Annotated in this window: 17 protein-coding genes and 1 pseudogene; 10 read left to right on the top strand and 8 right to left on the bottom strand. The window is 70.4% G+C overall.

The window, feature by feature from the left end; all coding sequences use genetic code 11:
* Nucleotides 1–45: 45 nt before the first annotated feature.
* Nucleotides 46–300 carry an SHOCT domain-containing protein gene (locus MMF94_RS06075; protein ID WP_241035270.1) on the bottom strand — a complete coding sequence of 85 codons (255 nt, stop codon included), beginning with the start codon at nt 298–300 and terminating at the stop codon, nt 46–48.
* Between the two features lie 166 nt (nt 301–466).
* Between MMF94_RS06075 and MMF94_RS06070 the strand changes: the two genes are divergently transcribed.
* Entirely contained in the window at nt 467–835 is a 369-nt protein-coding gene (locus MMF94_RS06070) for a BlaI/MecI/CopY family transcriptional regulator (RefSeq protein WP_241035269.1), read from the top strand.
* Nucleotides 832–1,800, top strand: coding sequence for a M56 family metallopeptidase (locus tag MMF94_RS06065; RefSeq protein ID WP_241035268.1), 969 nt, complete (start codon nt 832–834; stop codon nt 1,798–1,800). The genes MMF94_RS06070 and MMF94_RS06065 overlap by 4 nt, the downstream gene beginning before the upstream one ends.
* A gap of 100 nt (nt 1,801–1,900) precedes the next feature.
* On the opposite strand, the gene MMF94_RS06060 is transcribed toward MMF94_RS06065, so the two are convergent.
* On the bottom strand, nt 1,901–3,370 hold the full coding sequence (locus MMF94_RS06060; protein WP_241035267.1) for a phenylacetate--CoA ligase family protein: 1,470 nt from the start codon (nt 3,368–3,370) through the stop codon (nt 1,901–1,903).
* Nucleotides 3,367–4,008: a class I SAM-dependent methyltransferase gene (locus MMF94_RS06055; protein ID WP_241035386.1), complete on the bottom strand. Its 642-nt coding sequence runs from the start codon at nt 4,006–4,008 to the stop codon at nt 3,367–3,369. Before MMF94_RS06055 ends, MMF94_RS06060 begins: the two co-directional genes overlap by 4 nt.
* A 54-nt stretch (nt 4,009–4,062) precedes the next feature.
* On the opposite strand from MMF94_RS06055, the gene MMF94_RS06050 reads away from it, so the two are divergent.
* Both MMF94_RS06050 and MMF94_RS06045 read left to right on the top strand, forming a co-directional pair.
* Nucleotides 4,063–4,485, top strand: coding sequence for an ArsR/SmtB family transcription factor (locus tag MMF94_RS06050; RefSeq protein ID WP_241035266.1), 423 nt, complete (start codon nt 4,063–4,065; stop codon nt 4,483–4,485).
* Nucleotides 4,482–5,156: a cation diffusion facilitator family transporter gene (locus tag MMF94_RS06045; protein ID WP_241035265.1), complete on the top strand. Its 675-nt coding sequence runs from the start codon at nt 4,482–4,484 to the stop codon at nt 5,154–5,156. The genes MMF94_RS06050 and MMF94_RS06045 overlap by 4 nt, the downstream gene beginning before the upstream one ends.
* A gap of 192 nt (nt 5,157–5,348) precedes the next feature.
* On the opposite strand, the gene MMF94_RS06040 is transcribed toward MMF94_RS06045, so the two are convergent.
* On the bottom strand, nt 5,349–7,601 hold the full coding sequence (locus tag MMF94_RS06040) for a heavy metal translocating P-type ATPase (protein ID WP_277398656.1): 2,253 nt from the start codon (nt 7,599–7,601) through the stop codon (nt 5,349–5,351).
* Nucleotides 7,602–8,001: 400 nt separating this feature from the next.
* Here MMF94_RS06040 and MMF94_RS06035 point away from each other — a divergent pair, with 400 nt between their 5' ends.
* A complete protein-coding gene (locus tag MMF94_RS06035; protein WP_241035264.1) occupies nt 8,002–8,646 on the top strand; it encodes a hypothetical protein in 645 nt (214 codons plus the stop codon).
* A 248-nt stretch (nt 8,647–8,894) separates the two neighbouring features.
* Here the strand turns inward: MMF94_RS06035 and MMF94_RS06030 are convergent, their stop codons facing one another.
* From MMF94_RS06030 to MMF94_RS06020, 3 genes are all read right to left on the bottom strand, one after another.
* Nucleotides 8,895–10,010 carry a phosphate ABC transporter substrate-binding protein PstS gene (locus MMF94_RS06030; RefSeq protein ID WP_241035384.1) on the bottom strand — a complete coding sequence of 372 codons (1,116 nt, stop codon included), beginning with the start codon at nt 10,008–10,010 and terminating at the stop codon, nt 8,895–8,897.
* Nucleotides 10,011–10,268: 258 nt separating this feature from the next.
* Nucleotides 10,269–11,348: a flavin-containing monooxygenase gene (locus MMF94_RS06025; protein WP_241035263.1), complete on the bottom strand. Its 1,080-nt coding sequence runs from the start codon at nt 11,346–11,348 to the stop codon at nt 10,269–10,271.
* Nucleotides 11,349–11,449: 101 nt separating this feature from the next.
* Nucleotides 11,450–12,316, bottom strand: a complete 867-nt coding sequence (locus MMF94_RS06020; RefSeq protein ID WP_241035262.1) for a helix-turn-helix domain-containing GNAT family N-acetyltransferase — start codon at nt 12,314–12,316, stop codon at nt 11,450–11,452.
* Nucleotides 12,317–12,408: 92 nt separating this feature from the next.
* Between MMF94_RS06020 and MMF94_RS06015 the strand changes: the two genes are divergently transcribed.
* The 3 genes and pseudogenes from MMF94_RS06015 to MMF94_RS06005 all read left to right on the top strand — a co-directional run bounded on the left by MMF94_RS06015 (nt 12,409) and on the right by MMF94_RS06005 (nt 16,293).
* On the top strand, nt 12,409–13,773 hold the full coding sequence (locus MMF94_RS06015) for an NAD(P)-binding domain-containing protein (RefSeq protein WP_241035261.1): 1,365 nt from the start codon (nt 12,409–12,411) through the stop codon (nt 13,771–13,773).
* Nucleotides 13,774–13,785: 12 nt separating this feature from the next.
* Nucleotides 13,786–15,074: pseudogene (locus MMF94_RS06010) on the top strand (MFS transporter).
* Between the two features lie 4 nt (nt 15,075–15,078).
* Entirely contained in the window at nt 15,079–16,293 is a 1,215-nt protein-coding gene (locus tag MMF94_RS06005) for an MFS transporter (protein WP_241035260.1), read from the top strand.
* Nucleotides 16,294–16,374: 81 nt separating this feature from the next.
* On the opposite strand, the gene MMF94_RS06000 is transcribed toward MMF94_RS06005, so the two are convergent.
* Nucleotides 16,375–16,878: an ArsI/CadI family heavy metal resistance metalloenzyme gene (locus MMF94_RS06000; protein ID WP_241035259.1), complete on the bottom strand. Its 504-nt coding sequence runs from the start codon at nt 16,876–16,878 to the stop codon at nt 16,375–16,377.
* Between the two features lie 77 nt (nt 16,879–16,955).
* Between MMF94_RS06000 and MMF94_RS05995 the strand changes: the two genes are divergently transcribed.
* Nucleotides 16,956–17,348 (top strand): ArsR/SmtB family transcription factor, encoded by a 393-nt coding sequence (locus MMF94_RS05995; RefSeq protein ID WP_241035258.1) that lies wholly within the window; start codon nt 16,956–16,958, stop codon nt 17,346–17,348.
* A gap of 109 nt (nt 17,349–17,457) precedes the next feature.
* On the top strand, nt 17,458–17,808 hold the full coding sequence (locus MMF94_RS05990) for a hypothetical protein (RefSeq protein ID WP_241035257.1): 351 nt from the start codon (nt 17,458–17,460) through the stop codon (nt 17,806–17,808).
* The last annotated feature ends 116 nt before the right edge of the window (nt 17,809–17,924 follow it).

Here is a 17,924-nt window from a genome sequence, read left to right as displayed (position 1 = left end):
GCCCCGCTGGAACACCTAAGCGTGAGATGACGGGCACGCCTCGGGTTATCGCCACCAGGTGAGGGCGGACAGACGCCGCTCGTACTCCGCGTCGTCGATCTCGCCGGCGGCGAAGCGGCGGCGCAGCAACTCGCGCGCGGGATCGCTGTCCACAGGGCCGGTGCCGAGGCGGTTCACGTCGCCACCTTCGGTGCGCAACCCGCGGACCAGCCAGACGCCGACCAGTGCCAGCACCGCCACGACCGTCAACATGACCATGAGTCCCGACAGGCCCATGCCGACCGAAATCCCGCACATCATCCCGTCCTCATCTGTGATCTCGTTCTGTCGGTCGACGCCCCGAACCTCAAGGCGGCGGGTGGCATCGTCGACAGGCTCGACACCCCCGAACCTACGCTCTCCGTACGGAGGTAGTAGCTCGATCTATGCTGGATCGGGTGGGCGCGGTCGATGTCGTGGAGGTGGCATGCGCGGGTTCGGTGAACTGGAGGCGGTCGTGATGGACCGGCTGTGGGCCATGGGCGGGTCGGGCACGGTGCGCGAGGTGCTCGAGCAGCTGCAGCGGGACCGCTCGATCGCCTACACGACGGTGCTGTCCACCATGGACAACCTGTACCGCAAGGGCCACCTGACCCGGGTGCGGGAAGGGAAGGCCCACCGCTTCCACACTGTGGTCAGCCACGCCGAGCACACCGCCGCGTTGATGCGCCAGGCCCTGGACACCGATACCGACTCCGAAGCGGTGCTCACCCACTTCGTCGGTGAGATGTCCGATGACGAGTTGACCCGGCTGCAACAGGTCCTGGGCCGCCGCGCCGGTGGAACGCCGCGATGAGCCTGGCCGTCTGCTTTCTCGCCTATGCCGTGGTGGTGATGGTCATCGGGCCATCGCTGCTGGTCCGAGCCACACGTTCCGGGATCGCACCGCGACTGGGGATGGCGGCGTGGATTGCTGCCATGGGCAGTGTGCTCGGGTCGTGGGCGGCAGCGGCGGGCCTGCTCGGCGGGGAGTTGATGAAGACCTCGGGTCACCTCGACGGGGCGGTCGGCGGGTGCGTCACCGAGCTCGCCGCAGTGGCCGGTGGAGATCGCGGCGGGATCGTCCAAGCGGGGATGGCCGCCGCGGCCTCACTCACCGCCATAGGGATCGCGGTGGTCGGCGCCCGGGTGGCGCTCGCCCTGCACCGGAGCCGCGCGGACACCCGCCGCCACGCTGAGGCCGCGCTGCTGGCCGCCCGCGGAACTCCGCGCGGCCCCGACGGCGCGCTCGTCGTGGACGCTCCGCATCGCAGCGTCTATTGCCTGCCCGGGCGGACCGACACCATCGTGATCACACGTTCGGCGCTCGACGCGCTCAACTCATCCCAGCTGGCCGCGGTCATGGCCCACGAACGCGCCCATCTGACCGGGCGACACCATCAGCTGCTGGCCTTCACCGCGGCATTGGCGCGGATCCTGCCCGGCAGCCGGTTGTTCACCGAAGGCGCCTGCGAGATCGCGCGGCTGGCCGAGCTGGCCGCCGACGACGAGGCCGCGCGCCGCCATGGCCGCGACAGTGTCGTCGACGCGCTGCTCTCTCTGTGCGCCCCCGGTGTCGCGGCGCCAAGCCCGCTCCCGGTTCCGGGGCTCGGCGCAGCCAAAGTCGGTGTGGCCGACCGTGTGGAACGGCTGCTGTTTCCGCCCAATCCGGCCCGCGCCCGCCTTGCCCAAACAGCTGCGGTGGCGGCGCTGCTCCTGGGGCCGGCCGTACTGGCCGCGCTGGTCTTCACCCAGGCCCCGATGTGTGCCGCCCTGATCTGACGGGTCGCGCACGCGCAGGCTGACTACTGCCTCCTCCCCTCTCTCAGACCGGGGCGCGCGGGGGGCGGTGCGGTCATGCCGAGACGTGCGTTGTTCGATTTCAGCTCGTTGAGTACGCAAGGGGCTGGACGAGCCGGTACTTGCCGCCGGTCGCCGGCTGCGGGCCGTGGTCGGCGCGGCGAACGGTGACGTGCCGCAGCCCACTGGTGGCGAGCAGATCTGCCAGCTCGTGGTGTGCGGCCCTCCAGGTCTGCTCGGGATCGGCGCCGGGCGTGGGTTGCAGGCGCAGCAGCAGTTCGGTCGGTGCGGTCTGTTCGATCTGGAAGAGGGCGATCCCGGGGAGCCGGTCGAGCCGGGTCGAGAGGGTCAGCGGGGTGAGCGTGACGCTCTCCCCTGCAGAGGAGCTGGGGAAGGTGAGCAGGTCGGCTGTGCGGCCCTGAACCCGGAACGCGGGTAGCGGGTTCCCGCAGCCGCAGCGGTCGGGTCGCTGCAGGACGCTGTCACCGAGGTCGTAGCGCAGGATCGGCTGGACCCGGTTGGCCAGGTTGGTGACCAGCACGGTGTGCGATTGCTCCCCGGGCGGGGTGGGACGGTGGTGGGCGTCGACGGGTTCGAGGATCACCCAGTCGGCATTGACGTGCAGCCAGCCCTCCCGGCAGCTCTCGGACAGGAACGGGCACTCGGTGGCCGCCCATGAGTTGCCGACGACCGCGCCGAACGCGGCGGCGATCCGCGCGGGTTCCCCGTCGGGAAGACCCTCGGCGGCCAACGCCACCAGCGCCGGGCGGATGCGCAACCTGCCGGCCTGTTGTTCGGTGGCCAGCAGCGCCGCGGTGGTGGCGTAGGGGGCGAGCACCGCGGGTTGAAAGGCGTTGAGCTGGGCGACCAGCTCAGGCAGCGGAGTGGCGACCGGGAACAACCGGGTCCGGCCCGCGCGCCCGCCGTCCCCAGTGCGGTCGGCGCCGAGGCGGGCGGCCGCGGCGGCGGAGGCGAAGTGCCCGCCGGTGGCGACCACCAGGGCGAGTCGCCCACGGTTGGCGGTTAGCCGCGGCAGGGCCCTGGGCAGGGTGACCGGGCGCAGCCAGCCCGACAGCGCGCGGGCGAAGATGACACTGGCCACCGCCAGGGCGCGGCCGTCGAGCAGGAACAGCCCGCGGGTGCCGGTGGTGCCCGATGTGGTGGCCACCGTGTAGTCGGCGTGGGCGCCGTGGAAGGGCCGGCCGATCAGCGCGGGGTCGGCCACGAACTCCTGCACCCGCTGCAGGGTGACGGCCGGGTCAGTGAGCCAGTCGTCGAACCGGTCCATCAGCGCGGCCTTGCCGGTGACCGGCAGCACCCGCGGGTCCTCGACCCGCTCCGGCAGGCCCGCGTAGAGCTGCCGGTAGAACGGTGAGCGGGTGCGGGCGTAGTCCACCTGGGCGGCCAGACGGGCCCGCTGCCGGGCGGCGATGGCGGCCGGTCCGCCGCGGTAGGCGCGGCGGGCATCCAGCAGCAGCGCCAGGGGCTGGACCCGCTCGTGGGCGGGCAGGTCGATCGCGGTGCCCGGAACCTGGGCCGGTGGGCCGATCATCGGGACTTCCCGTCGCCGCGGGGGCGTTCGGCCACCCCGAGCAGGTAGTGCCCGCGCAGGTAGGTGCGCCAGCCGCGAACCTGCAGGCCCTGGCGTTGCAGCTCGGCGACGAACTCTTCGCCGGTGAACCGGTCCTCGGTGGGGTGGTCGAACAGCCACCGGTAGCCCCGCGTCGCGAGCGCGGCTGCGGTGACCTCGTCGAAGTAGAACCGCCCGCCCGGCTTGAGCACCCGCACCACCTCGGCAACCGCATGCCGCCACTCCGGCACGTGGTGCACGATCGCGAAGTCGAACACCGCGTCGTACCCGCCCGACTCTCCGCCCCTCCCGCTGCCGCCGGGATCGAACGCCGCCCGCAGGTCGGTGGCGCTGCCCCGCACCACCCGCGCGCGATTGCCGAGCGGCGCCAGCCGACTCCGTGCGCGGGTCACCATCCGTGGGTCCAGATCCAGTGCATCCACCTCCCGTGCACCGAACCGATCCAGGATCAACCGCGTCCCGAACCCCCGACCACAACCCAGCTCCAGCACCCGTCCGGCGGTGACTGGCCCGCCGAGCCGGTGCAGGAGCCGCGCTTCGTAGCGCTGCAACCACCGCCGCGGCGGCGAGTTCACCACCGCCGTCTCCACCCGGTTCATCAGCACGACGCCCCACCCTTCGTTTCATCGTCAATCTCCGGTTATCATCGATGTGTGACGATGAATAGCACAGCGGGTTGCCTCGCGTCGAGCAGTCCCGGGTCCGGAGTGGACGCGGCGGTCGCGCTGTTCCACAGCCTGTCCGACCGCGCGCGATTGGCGATCGTGCGCCGCCTCGCCGACGGCGAAGCCCGGGTGGCCGACATGGTCGGCGAGCTCGGCCTGGCCCAGTCCACGGTGTCCGCGCACGTGGCCTGCCTGCGTGACTGCGGCCTGGTCGTCGGGCGGGCGCAGGGCCGGCAGGTGTTCTACTCCCTGGCCCGCCCGGAACTGCTCGACATGCTCGCCGCCGCCGAAACCCTGCTCGCCGCTACCGGCAACGCGGTGGCGCTGTGCCCGAACTACGGCATCGAGCACCCTCCCAGCCCGACCGACACCAGCACTGACGCCTCCCGCCGGAACGAGGTCACGCGATGAGCGAGCGTCCCGTGACCCCCGCCAACGAGCTGACCGACAACCAGACCGAACGGCTCACCCGCCGCGGACTGCGGCTGGCACAGTTCACCGTTGCCTACAACGTCGTCGAAGGCGCCATCGCGATCACCGCCGGGCTGCTGGCCGGGCTCGTCTCCCTGGTCGGGTTCGGCTTCGACTCCGGCATCGAGTCCGCCTCCGCCGTACTGGTCGGGCTCCGCCTCGCCGCCCGGCTGCGCCACGGTGTCGCCGATGAAGCCAAGGAACGCTGGGCCCTCAAGGCCGTGGCCGTTACGTTCTTCGTGCTCGCCGCCTACGTGATCATCGAAGGCATCCGCGGCCTGATCGGCGGCGAGGAACCCGACACCTCCATCGTCGGACTCGTCCTGCTCGCCGCGTCCATCGTCGTGATGCCGCTGCTCGCCCGCGCCAAGCGGCGCGTCGGCGAACAACTCGGCGGCGACAAGCTCATCCTCGCCGATGCCGCGGAAACCCGGATCTGTGTCCTGCTCAGCATCTCCACCCTCGTCGGGCTCGGCCTCTATGCCCTTACTGGCGCCGCCTGGCTCGACCCTGTCGCCGGCTTCATCATCGCCGCCTTCGCCATCCACGAAGGCCGCGAAGCCTGGGAAGGCGAACTCGTCGAAGACGACGAAGACGAGGACGACGACTGAGCCCAGCGGCCGGCTTTCACCACGGCCCGTCCACCGCGTCGGACCTTCCGCGACCCGCCTACCGTCGGGTGGTTGCACGGCTGGGCATAGCGGGCGTCGAGTATCTGGGGCGCCTAATGCTCGCCGTGCCCTCGCAGTTTCACACCATCCACCCCGACGGCTGCGCCGCGGAACCGAAACAGGACTATCTCCTCAACCGCGGTCACGGAAGCGCAGCAGCCGCAGTGAGTTGGCCACCACGCTGACCGATGAGAAGCCCATCGCCGCGCCGGCGATGATCGGGTTGAGCAGCCCGGACGCGGCCAGCGGGATCAGTGCCAGGTTGTAGACGAAGGCCCAGCCGATGTTCTGCCAGATCGTGCGGTAGGTGCGGCGGGCGAGTCGGATCGCGGTCGGCACTCCTGCCACGTCCCCGCGGATCAGCGTCAGGTCTGAGGACTCGATGGCCACATCTGTGCCGGTGCCCAGCGCGATGCCCAGGTCGGCGGCCACCAGGGCGGGGGCGTCGTTGACTCCGTCGCCCACCATCGCGACGACCTGCCCGGTGGCCTGCAACCGCGCCACCTCGGACTGTTTGTCCGCGGGCAGCACCTCGGCCAGCACCGTGTCGATACCCACCTGCTGCGCAATTGCCTGGGCGGTCCGGGTGTTGTCACCAGTGATCATGGCGACCCGCAGGCCCATCCGGTGCAGCTCGGCGACGGTGTCGGCGGCGCGGTCCTTGACGGTGTCGGCAACGGCCAGCGCCCCACGGACATGGCCGTCCCAGCCGACGAACACGGCGGTGTGGCCCTGCGCCTCGACCCGATCAGCGGTGTCGGCGAGCTCGTCGGACAGGACGAGCCCGGCGTCGGCGAGGAACTTGCGCCGTCCCACCCACACCATCACGCCCTCGACCTCGGCCCGCACGCCGTGCCCGGCCACCGCGGCGAATCTGCTCACCTGCGGCAGCGCCCCAGCCGACCTGCCAGCTGCAGCCGCGATGGCCCGGCCGATCGGGTGTTCGCTGTCGGCCTCCACCGCTCCCGCCCGGCGCAGGAGTACGGCCTCGTCGATTCCGACGCCGACGTGGGTGCGGATCAGGCTCATCTCGCCGCGGGTCAGGGTGCCGGTCTTGTCGAACACCACCGTGGTGATCTTCCGGGTGCGTTCGAGCACTTCCGCACCCTTGATCAGGATTCCCAGGCTCGCGCCGCGCCCGGTCCCGGCCATGATCGCCACCGGAGTGGCCAACGCGAGCGCGCACGGGCACGCCACGATCAGCACCGCCACCGCCGCGACCAACCCGGTGAGTGGATCGCTGCCGATCAGCCACCACCCGGCGAAGGCGGCCGCGGCGATGAGCATCACTGCGGGGACGAACACCGCCGAGACACGGTCGGCCAGACGCTGGGCCTGCCCCTTGCCGCTCTGCGCGGCCGCGACAAGCGCCGCGATCTGGGCCAACGCGGTGTCCCGACCGACCGCGGTCGCCCGAACGGTCAGCACACCGCTCGTGTTCACCGTCGCCCCGGCCACGGTGGATCCGACGGTCTTGTCCACCGGCACCGACTCGCCGGTCAGCATCGACTCGTCCACAGCAGACGCGCCGTCGATCACCTCGCCATCAGTGGGAACCTTCTCCCCCGGCCGCACCCGCAACACGTCCCCGGGCCGCACCTGATCGGCCGGGACCATCACCTCGGCGCCGTCACGGACGAGTCGCGCTTCCTTCGCGCCCAGCTCGAGCAACGCCCGCATCGCCCGGCCCGCGCGCCGCTTGGCTCGAGCCTCGAAGTAGCGGCCCAGAATCAGGAAGGCAATCAGCAACGACGACGTCTCGAAATAGAGCGCGTGCCCCCCGCGCAGCAGCTCGACCAGCGAGAACACATACGCGGTCAGGGTGCCGAGCGCGACGAGGGTGTCCATGCTCGCCGACCGCGCCCGGGCTCGGCGGCCCGCCTCGCGCAGGAACGGCCACCCGACCACGAACTGCACCGGCGTCGCCAGCGCCAGCTGCACCCACGAACCCCACGCCTGGTCCACAGCAGCAGGCCAGAATCCGATGCCCATCACCGCCAGGCCCAACGGCCACGCCACGAGCACCCGCCACAACCACGACCGCTGCCTCGCGTCCTCATCGGCATCTGCCCTGCCGTCGTCGCCACGGTCAGCGCTATCCGTTGGCAGGTCGGGCCGCTGCAGCTCGTAGCCCGCCTTCGCTACGGCAGCCTCGAGCGTCGCAGCGTCAGCACCGTCGGCGTCGAGCAGGACCCGCGCAGTCGCGGTCGCGAAGTTGACATCCGCGCCAGCCACTCCAGGCTGCTTACGCAGCGCGCGTTGCACCCGGTTGGCACACGAACCACAGGTCATCCCCTTCACCAGGAAATCCAGCGTGCCACCCGTGGCCTCAGGGGAGCCGGCTCCTCGGGCAGCAGTCACCGGGGTTTCGGCGGTGTCAGTCATCAGAGCTGCGCCTGCTCTCCGTCCAGGTCACCCCCGTCGTCACCACCGGGGGCCGCAACACGTGCTCGCCAGACTTCACAATCTCCAGCTCCTCGACGATTTCCACGATTCGGCCCGCCCTGGGTCGCCTCTCCACGTGGCGGCGCAACATCGCCCAGCTTGTCCCCGCCAGCAGTCCCTGTGGTCGTCGACCGGGTCACGGCTGAACGCTGCGGCGAGCGCATACATTCGAACCTACGACCGCACCTCCATCGGGGCGGCTCATGCGCGGATAACGTGACGCACAGCATCATCTACTGCCTCCGTACGGAGACCGTAGGATGATAGCTGTATGGGAAAGGGAGCCCGTCAACGACATCCGGCTGCGTCCTCGGCGCGAGCCCGGGCCCGAGGCGGATCGGTGGCCTCCGCCCGCCGTACCCGGGCATGGGGCTGGTGGATCGGTGGCGGCGGCGCTCTCGTCATCGTGCTGGTGATCGCCATCCTCGCGGTGACGACCAGCCGCCCTTCGGCCGCCGGGGCGTCATCGGCATCGCGGATGGACACCAATGCTGCCCTGGTCGCGACCACCGCGGGGGAGGCCAACGGTGCTCCGGTCGACGGGGTGGAGGCCAACTCGACCGAGCAGCTGGTCTTCCACATCCACGCGCACCTGCAGATCTACGTGAACGGGCAGCAGAAGCTGGTGCCCTACGGAGTCGGGATCGTGCCGCCCTATCAGCTCGAGTCGTCGCAGAACGGGCCGTTCGTCGACGCCGGCAGCGCCATCTACTGGCTGCACACCCACGACGAGACCGGCGTGATCCACGTCGAGTCCCCCGTGCAGCGAACCTTCACGCTCGGGGACTTTTTCGACGTCTGGCACCAGCCGCTGGGGCCCAACCAGGTCGGCTCGCTGACCGGGCCGGTCACCGCGTTCGTCAATGGGAAGCAGGTGAACGGTGACCCACGCGCCATCCCGCTCGACGCGCACGCCCTGATCCAGCTCGACGTCGGAGGCCCGGTCGTCCCGCCCCAGCCCTACACGTTTCCGGCTGGCCTCTGACCTACGACACGGCCCCCGGCCAGATTGCCCGCTTCGCCGTCATTGCGACGGCGTCAAGGACGTCACCCGCGACGTCATGGCCGGATCGAACCGACCTACCGCCTACAAGACGGCAGCTCCGGATACACCACAGCCGCTACTAGCAACAACGCTTAAGCGGCCGCACGAGACGCCTGGAGGAACGGGGATCGCCACATTGGACATTCAGCCAACCAAGATCGTCCCACGATCGCGCGGCGGATTCAGGCTTAGGTGGGACCGGCGGAGATGGCCTCTACGGCAGGGGTGATCTGGGTGCGCACTGCCTCACTGAGCGGTGCCGAGCCCGCGGCTTTGGCAGCCGCGGCCTGACCCTTTGCGCTGGCCAGGTAGGTAAAGACGCCCCTGACCAGCGCGGCCTTGGCGAAGTTGGGGTACTTGGCGCACGCGATCCCGTACGACACGAGGACCACCGGGTACGTACCTGACGCCGTGGTGTCGCGGTCGAGGGTCAATGCGAACGAGTACCTGCCCTGGTTATCCGCACGCTTGGCCGTCTCCAGCACCTTGGCGGCCGCCTCTGCGCTCGGCCCAACGTACTCGTTACCGACCTTGATCTTGGCTGTGCTGAGGCTGCGGGCCTGGCTCGCGTCGACGTAACCGATCGCCCCGGCGCGTTCCGTCACCGCATGGACGACGTTCGACGTGCCCTGGGCGGCGACCCCGCTTGGCGCCGGCCAGGCGTCACTGACCTGATGCCGCCATCCGCTGAAGCCGGACGCGGCTTTCAGGTAGTCGGTGAAATTGTTGGTGGTGCCGGACCGGTCCGCGCGACTAACCGTGGTGATCGTCAGCAGGGGCCGCGTCTTTCCCGGGTTGTCCGCAGCGATCAGGGGATCGTTCCAGTTGGTGATCTGGTGGTCGAAGATCCCGGCCAAGGTCGACGGAGCCAGCTGTAGGTCGGTCACACCCGGCACGTTGTAGACGATCGCGATCGGTGACACGTACAGCGGGACCTGGACGATTTCACCGCCGCAGCGGGCGTTGGCCTTGGCGAGCTCCTGGTCGGCCAAGCTCTCGTCACTGGCGGCAAAGTCAACATCGCCGGCGGCGAACTGTTCGAGACCGGCACCCGAGCCAACCGGCTTGTAGTCGATGAACGCATCAGGGTTGTCGGCTGTGAAACCGGTGATCCAGGTTTGCATCGCGACCTCCGCCGAGGTAGCGCCAGCGCCGCGTGCGGTGCCGGAAAAACTTGCGGCATCGTTGGCGATATTCCCGGCGTCGCCACCAACCCGCGTGGGCTGCGCGCAGCCGGCGAGCAGCAGAACGCCAGTGGCGGCAAGACCCACTGCCCCGACCAAGATCCGCGATCCGTGCTGCATGATCTGCACCTGAGTGCCTCCGTCACGCTTGCCAGGAATGGGGACGCAGCTCCGCGCTTACTCTAGGCATCAAAGGTGATCATGTCACCGTTGATAAATGATCGGGACTTCTTCGCCGCAGCGTCGCCGGGATGGCACTAGCGCCGTGAAACCGTTCTAGGCCTAAAGGCAGCTCCGCTGCCGCGGGTTCGTCCGGTTCGAATGTGCGAATTGGATGTCTCGGTGCGGTGACGGCATGCGCGTAGGCATTGACAGGTATCAGCTGCGCAGGGCGGCACAACACCGAGCGCGGACGTTGACCCGGCGCAGCAGGTGGGCGGTGACGTAGTCCGCGTCCCTGCCGACGCCGCGGAGGCTGGCGGAGGCGAGGCTGCGTTGCCATTCGATCCCGACGTAGCCCAGGCCGGGATGCGTGGTGGACAGGCCGCGCAGCTGTTGCGGCGCCCCGGTGCGGTCGAGCGCGCCGAGCTTGGCCAGGTAGCCCAGGTCGGGGCGGTAGCCGGTGGCGAGCAGGATCGTGTCGACGTGTTCGCTGTGTCCGTCGGGCCAGGTGACGCGAGCGCCGTCGACGTCGGTGAACAGCGGCACGCGGCGTGGCTGGTCGGCGTTGATCGCGGATCGATAGGCGCCGGTGTCGAAGACTGGCACGGTCGGTTTGTTACGCAGCTGCGGGCCGATGGGCAGGTGGTCGATGCCAAATGCGGTGAACCAGTAGTGCAGGTCGCGGCCCAGCGGACGTTGCGGCACGAACGTCACGGCGTTGCGGGTGGCCAGCGTGACGCGGGCGTGGTGGGCGAGTTCGACGCCGATCTGGACCGCGGAGTTCCCGGCGCCGACGATCACGACGTGCTGCCCGGCGAACCGGTCCGGAGACCGGTACTCACTGGCGTGCAGGATCTCGCCGGTGAAGGCGTCCAGCCCGGGCAGCGGAGGCCGGTACGGGTTGCCGAACCCGCCAGTGGCCGCGATAAGCAGCGGCGTCGTGAGGGTCCGGGTGGGGGTGTGTACGGCGAAGCCGGCGCCGTCGGTCTGTACCTCGAGGACGCGTTGTCCCGTCTGGATGTCGGCGTCGAGGGTGGCGGCGTAGCGGCGCAGGTAGTCCGCGACCTCGTCGCGGTGGGGGTAGCGCTGTGGGTCGCCGGGGAACGGCAGGCCGGGCAGGGTGCTGTAGGCGGCCGGGGAGAAGAGGGTGAGGCTGTCGTAGTAGTGCGGCCAGGACCCGACTGGTTCGGGTCCGGTTTCGAGCACCACGGGCCGCAGACCGCGGGCGGTGAGTGCGTGGGCGGCGGCGAGGCCGGATTGGCCGGCGCCGATGACGATCGCGTCGGGGCTGTTCATGGCCACCTCAAAGATCTAGTTCTCCGCATGGACGAGGAACGGTGGGTTCGGGGGTATAGGGCCGCGAGAGCTGCGCAGTCGTGTGCTTTGCGGGCCCGGGGCTAGACGTCGTCGGTGCGGCGGCGCTCGAGGAGGACGGTGTCGCGCCAGACGCCGTGGTGTTGGCCGATGCGTTCGCGCAGGCCGATGGTGCGGAATCCGGCGGACTGGTGCAGTGCGATCGCGGCGCGGTTCTCGGGAAAGATCGTCGTCTGCAGGGTCCAAAGGCCGGCGGCGTCGGCGGCGGTGACCTGCCGGTGGATCAGTGCCTTGCCGACCCCGCGGCCGCGGAACCCGTCGCCGACGTAGATCGCGGTCTCGGCCACCCCGGCATAGGTGGGCTGGGTGGAGACCGCGCGTGCGGTGGCCCAGCCGACGACCTGGCCGTCGAGCTCGGCGACCCAGCGGTGGCCGAGGAGCCAGGCGTGATCGAGTGAGCGGCGGTCGGGCACGGTGGTGTCGAAGGTGGCGTTGCCGGTGGCGATGCCTTCGGCGTAAATGCGGCGCACGGCCGCCCAGTCGTCGGGTTCGAGGGCGCGCATGGTGACGTCGGCGGGCAGGTCCTGCGGGCAGCACGGGCGCGGCCCGAGCATGCCCATTACCGCGTCCGCGGCGTGCGGCAGCCCGGTGCAGCAGGTCGGGTTGACCGATACCAGCGTGGCGGTGCGTTCCTTGCGCAGCTGTACGAACCCGACGTCGGCGAGCTTGCGCAGGTGGTGTGAGCACGTGGACTGGCTGATGGCCAGCTGCGCGGTCAGCTCTCCGACCGTCACCTCGCGCCCGGCCACGGCGACCGCGTGCAGCAGCCGTACCCGCATCGGCTCGGCCAGGCAGGCGAACCACTCCGCGTAGGTCGCCGCGTCCTGGGTCGACAGCTGCTGCCCGGGCTGGGGTGGCGGCACGACGGTCAGGGTCACAGGCGCGCTCATGAGGACACTTTATCGGCCCACATCGATGCGTCAATCGATGAGCATCGATAAAGTGACGGTCGTTGGATCGACGCACATCGATGGAGGACGTCATGACGGACGTTGCAAACGGGACCGGACTGCCGGTCGTCGTGATCGGTGCGGGGCCAGCCGGTCTGGCTGCGGCGGCGCACCTGGTGAGCCGTGGACTGACGCCGCTGGTGCTGGAGGCGGGCCCGGCGGCGGGTGCGGCGGTGCGGCAGTGGAATCACGTGCGGCTGTTCTCCCGTTGGGGTGAGCTCGTCGATGCCGCTGGGGCGAAGCTGCTGGCTCCGACCGGGTGGGTGGCACCAGACGTGGACGCCTACCCGACCGGGGCGGAGTGGGCGCAGCGCTATCTGCAGCCGCTGGCCGACGTGCTCGATGATCAGGTGCGATACGGGGCCCGGGTCGTCGGGGTGGCACGGCTGGGCTGGGATCGCGTTGTCGACGCCGCGCGTACGGCCGAGCCGCTCACGGTGCGGGTCCAGACCCCCGATGGGGAGGAGCGGATCACGGCGCGAGCGGTGATCGACGCGTCCGGGACGTGGGGACTGCCCAACCCGCTGGGCGGGGACGGGCTGCCCGCGCTGGGCGAGCACGCGGCCGCAGATCGAATCCGGTACCGGGTGCCGGACCTGACCGACCCGGGTGAGCGGGCCCGTTACGCGGGCACGCGCATCGCGGTCGCCGGCAGCGGCCACTCGGCACTGACCGCACTCGTGGCGTTGGCCGAGCTTGCCGAGGACGCACCCGGCACCCACGTGCTCTGGTTACTGCGCCGCGGCGAGGTGGGCGACACCTTCGGCGGTGGGGAAGCCGACCAGCTGCCCGCCCGCGGCGCATTGGGGCAGCGCGCCGCCCAGGCCGTGGCGGCCGGGCACATCACCACGGTGACCCGGTTCCGCACCAGCGCCGTGCACCGCGACAGCGATCGACTGGTGTTGGAGTCGTTCGATGGGGCCAGGACGGGCCCGGTGGACGAGGTCCTGGCGCTGACCGGCTTCCGCCCGGACCTGAGCTTCCTGTCCGAGATTCGGCTGGACCTCGACCCGGTGCTGCAGGCCCCGCGGGCGCTCGCGCCGCTGATCGACCCGAACGTGCACTCTTGCGGCACCGTGTACCCGCACGGCGCGGTGGAGTTGGCCCAGCCCGAGCCGAGCCTCTACTTGGTGGGGATGAAGAGCTACGGGCGCGCGCCGACGTTCCTGTCGCTGACCGGTTACGAGCAGGTCCGCTCCGTCGTCGCCGCGATCGCCGGTGACCGGGAGGCCGCCGAACGGGTCGAGCTGGTGCTGCCCGAGACCGGCGTGTGCTCCGGCGGTGGGCTGGTCGATCAGACCGACGACGCCGAGGCAGCGGCGGACGGGTGTTGCGGCCCGACGGCGCCGGTCGAGCTGTCCCTAGCCTCTTCGACGGGGGCCGGAGCGGACCGCTGACCGGGCAGGCAAATGCCTGTGCAGCCGCAACAGACCTCTGTGGAGCCCGCCGCCCTGTCCCGCGGCGGGCTCCGCCGGGTGCTCACCGTCCTGTGCGTCACCGAGATCACCAGCTGGGGGATCCTGTACTACGCCTTCCCTGTCCTCGCCCCGGGCATCGCCGCCGACACCGGCTGGTCGATCGGCACGATCACCGCCGCGTTCTCCCTCGGCCTGGTCGTCTCCGCGCTGGTCGGTATCCCCGCCGGGCGCTGGCTCGACCGGTTCGGCCCGCGTCTGATCATGACCGGCGGGTCGGTACTGGCCGCACCAGCACTGCTGGGCATCGCCACCGCCCCGTCCCTGCCATGGTTCTTCGCCGCCTGGGCCCTGGCCGGGGTGGCCATGGCGTGCGTGCTCTACCAGCCCGCGTTCGCCGCACTGACCCGCTGGTGGGGACCACGGCGAGTCACTGCGCTGACCGCCGTCACGCTGTCGGGCGGTCTGGCCAGCACCGTCTTCGCCCCACTGACCGCGACCCTGGCCGAGCACCTGGCCTGGCGCCACACCTACCTCGTCCTGGCCGCCGTTCTCGCCGCAGTCACGATCCCGGCGCACCTGTTCGGGCTGCACGGGCGCTGGCCCCGTGCCGACCCGGTCGAGCATCACAAGCACGTCCACGGCGCGCCCGGCCTGATCGCACGCAGCCGGGCGTTCGTGCTGCTGGTCGCCGCGATCGGGCTCGGCACCTTCGCCGGGTTCGCCGTCGTCGTCAACCAGGTCCCCCTGCTGATCGGGCGGGGCCTGTCGACCTCTACCGCGGCCTGGGCGCTTGGGCTGGGCGGACTCGGGCAGGTGCTCGGACGGCTGGGCTATGGCACCCTTACCGCCCGCACCAGCGTGCGGCTACGCGGGGTGCTCATCCTCGCCGCCTTCGCCGCGGCCACCGTGCTGCTGGCCGTGCTCCCCGGCCCGGCCGCGCTGCTGATCGCCGCAGCGATGCTCGTCGGCGCCGCTCGCGGCGTGTTCACCCTGCTGCAGGCCACCGCCATCAGCGATCGCTGGGGGCTGCGCACTATGGACGGCTCAACGGGATCCTGACCGCCCCGGCCATGGTCGCCACTGCCCTCGCGCCCTGGGCCGGCGCCGCCCTGTCAGGGGTGCTCGGTGGCTACCCCACCCTGTTCTGGCTCCTCAGCGGAGTCGCGCTGCTCGCGGCCGCCCTGGCTGCGGGCAGCGTCCCGCCTGCTGTTCCGCCCGAGCAGACGCTCGCGGCGCAGCATGGCGGCGCCGGTGGAGGAGTCGAGTCTGGTGCAGCCTGAACGGATGATCGCGGAGCCCGGCGCCCTGTCCCGTGCTGGGCTACGTCGGGTGCTCATCGTCCTGTGCGTCACCGAGATCGTCAGCTGGGGCGTGCTGTACTACGCCTTCCCGGTCCTCGCCCCGGGCATCGCCGCCGACACCGGCTGGTCGGTCAGCACGATCACCGCCGCGTTCTCCCTCGGCCTGGTGATCTCCGCACTAGTTGGCATCCCCGCCGGGCGGTGGCTCGACCGCTGGGGTCCGCGTCCGGTGATGACCATCGGGTCGGTGCTGGCCGTGCCGGCGGTGCTGGGGATCGCGACGGCGAGATCGCTGCCGTGGTTCTTCGCCGCGTGGGCGCTGGCCGGGATTGCCATGGGCGGGGTGCTCTACCAGCCAGCGTTCGCGGCGCTGACCCGCTGGTGGGGGCCTCGCCATGTCACCGCGCTCACCGTGCTGACTCTGCTGGCCGGACTGTCGAGCACGATCTTCGCCCCGTCGACCGCAGCACTGGTCGAACGGTTCGAGTGGCGCCAGACCTACCTCGTGCTGGCCGTGATCCTGGCCGCAATCACGATCCCCGCCCACCTGTTCGGCCTGCGCGGAGCATGGCCGCAGCCACCGCCCCACGAGGTGGAACAGGACCCAGGCGCGATCGCCCGCGGCCGACCGTTCATTCTGCTGGTGGTCGCGATCGGGCTCGCGACGTTCAGCGCCTTCGCGGTGGTGGTCAACCAGATCCCGCTTCTGCTCGAGCACGGACTATCGATGACCACGGCGGCCTGGGCACTGGGCCTGGGCGGCGTCGGCCAGGTCCTCGGCCGGTTCGCCTACGGCCTGATCACCCGCACGACCGGGGTCCGCACCCGCGGTGTGCTGATCATCGGCGCCGGCGCCGTCACCACTGCCCTGATGGCAGTCCTGCCCGGCCCCGCGGCACTACTGATCGCCGTGGGAATGCTGGTCGGCGCGGCCCGTGGGATTCTCACCCTGCTCCAAGCCACGTCGATCAGCGAACGCTGGGGATCGGCGCACTACGGCCGCCTCGGCGGCCTGCTCGCGGCGCCCGCGATGTTCGCTACCGCGCTCGCCCCCTGGGCAGGCGCAGCGCTCGCCGATGTGCTCGGAGGCTACGCCAACGTCTTCCTCCTGCTGGCCGTGCTGGCAGCGGTGGCAGCCATCCTCATCGCCGGGAGCGTCCCTGCTCCCGTGCGCGAGAAGGCGCCGACAACCGACTGACAAACGAGCGACATCACCCCGTACCGGAGGGATCGGCGGCGCGCTGCCGGCGGGGCGGCACGCCGCCGATCAGCTGCGTCGTCAGCTGGCCGTCACCGGCGCGCAGCACGGAGCGTCGGCGACAGCGGCCTCTCCGGTGGAGTCCTCCCGCGCGGGCGTGCCGCATTCGCAGCTGCCGATCGAGTCAGTGCCCACCGGGTGGATCGAGGTGGCGTCCGGTGCGTCGGCCTTGACGGTGTAGACCTCCCACGGCTCCGCGCCTGGGCCGCGGACCCACACCTTGTCCTGCAGCGCGTAGCAACAGGTGGTGTCGTTCTCGACGTCGGTGAACAGCCCCAGCCCCGACAGCCGCGAGGTGGCGGCGTTGACCTCGTCGGTGGTCTCGACCTCGACGCCGAGGTGGTCGAGCACCGTCGGCTCATCCGCGCCGCCCTCGATGAGCACCAGCTTGAGTGGGGGCTCGGCGATGGCGAAGTTGGCGTAGCCGGGGCGTCGTTTGGCCGGCTCCGTCCCGAACAACGACCGGTAGAACGCGATCGATGCCTCCAGGTCCGACACCCGCAAAGCCAGCTGCACGCGCGACATACCCACCACTCCCCTTGATTAGACATCTGTCGATACAAAGGTTGCACGCCTGGTTCGACGTCTGTCAAGGTAGAGAGGTGCCGAATCAGGAGCAGCTGCTCGTCCTCCTGGACGACCAGGTGGGTTGCTGTGCCCCGCTGGTACGAGAGCCGCTCTCGCCAGCCCAGGCCGTTGACCTCTCCCGCGCTTTCAAAGCCCTGGGCGACCCGGTCCGCCTGCGACTGCTGTCGCTGATCGCCTCACATCCCGGCGGTGAGGCGTGCGTGTGCGATGTGAGCGCCGCATTCGACCTGACCGGCCCGACGATCAGCCACCATCTCCGAGTGCTCCGCGAGGCCGGCCTGATCACAGGCGAGCGGCGCGGAACCTGGGTCTACTACCGCGCGGAAACCGCGGCTCTGCGGCAACTCTCCGCGGTCCTCGTGCCTGACGAGACTCCCGCCTCCGGCATCTCGGCACCGCTCGACTGACGAGCCCGCGATCAGTTCTTGACGTACCGCGATGGCGCCGAGGTCCCGAAGCGTTTTCAGGTCGCCCCGGACGTCAGAAATCCGTCCCGATCGATGCGAGGCGGTATCCGTGTGGTCCGACCCGTTCGACCAACGGCGGCAACAACGGGCTTACCGCGAGGCGGCGGATGAGGCGACGCGCCAGCTTGTCCACAAGCTGCGGGTCAGCAATCTGACCGTGTATCGCCACTGGTATCTCATCCGCGTCGATCACTCGCCCGGCGCTACACATGAGCACCTCGAGGAGCACCACTTCTCGGTGCGGCAGGTGCACGACGTGTCCCTCTACGAGCACACGGCGAGCCGAGACGTCGAGCACGGCTGCGCCGGCCGCTACTGGCCGGCGCCCGGCGCCCCCTTCGTCGTCGGCCATCAGAGATGGTCGACGCCCGCCGAGCCTTTCGCCCTGCATCCAAGGTAGACGTTTCACGGTCGCCACCTCGCCGTGATATCCGGAGCCCGTTTCCACTTCAGTGAGGAAGTCGGAGATCAGACAGTCGCGAGAACGGTGATCTAGTCAGGAGCACCAAGATGTGG

Source organism: Pseudonocardia alaniniphila (assembly GCF_022524485.1).
Classification (GTDB): Bacteria; Actinomycetota; Actinomycetes; order Mycobacteriales; family Pseudonocardiaceae; genus Pseudonocardia; species Pseudonocardia alaniniphila.
Note: the sequence above shows the minus strand (reverse complement) of the source record. Positions and strands in the feature narration are given on the sequence as shown.

Bases quoted from the DNA above. Each gene is read 5' to 3' on its own strand.
- MMF94_RS06075 (WP_241035270.1), bottom strand. From the start codon at position 300: ATGATGTGCGGGATTTCGGTCGGCATGGGCCTGTCGGGACTCATGGTC.
- MMF94_RS06070 (WP_241035269.1), top strand. From the start codon at position 467: ATGCGCGGGTTCGGTGAACTGGAGGCGGTCGTGATGGACCGGCTGTGG.
- MMF94_RS06065 (WP_241035268.1), top strand. From the start codon at position 832: ATGAGCCTGGCCGTCTGCTTTCTCGCCTATGCCGTGGTGGTGATGGTC.
- MMF94_RS06060 (WP_241035267.1), bottom strand. From the start codon at position 3,370: ATGATCGGCCCACCGGCCCAGGTTCCGGGCACCGCGATCGACCTGCCC.
- MMF94_RS06055 (WP_241035386.1), bottom strand. From the start codon at position 4,008: ATGAACCGGGTGGAGACGGCGGTGGTGAACTCGCCGCCGCGGCGGTGG.
- MMF94_RS06045 (WP_241035265.1), top strand. From the start codon at position 4,482: ATGAGCGAGCGTCCCGTGACCCCCGCCAACGAGCTGACCGACAACCAG.
- MMF94_RS06040 (WP_277398656.1), bottom strand. From the start codon at position 7,601: ATGACTGACACCGCCGAAACCCCGGTGACTGCTGCCCGAGGAGCCGGC.
- MMF94_RS06030 (WP_241035384.1), bottom strand. From the start codon at position 10,010: ATGCAGCACGGATCGCGGATCTTGGTCGGGGCAGTGGGTCTTGCCGCC.
- MMF94_RS06025 (WP_241035263.1), bottom strand. From the start codon at position 11,348: ATGAACAGCCCCGACGCGATCGTCATCGGCGCCGGCCAATCCGGCCTC.
- MMF94_RS06020 (WP_241035262.1), bottom strand. From the start codon at position 12,316: ATGAGCGCGCCTGTGACCCTGACCGTCGTGCCGCCACCCCAGCCCGGG.
- MMF94_RS06015 (WP_241035261.1), top strand. From the start codon at position 12,409: ATGACGGACGTTGCAAACGGGACCGGACTGCCGGTCGTCGTGATCGGT.
- MMF94_RS06005 (WP_241035260.1), top strand. From the start codon at position 15,079: ATGATCGCGGAGCCCGGCGCCCTGTCCCGTGCTGGGCTACGTCGGGTG.
- MMF94_RS06000 (WP_241035259.1), bottom strand. From the start codon at position 16,878: ATGTCGCGCGTGCAGCTGGCTTTGCGGGTGTCGGACCTGGAGGCATCG.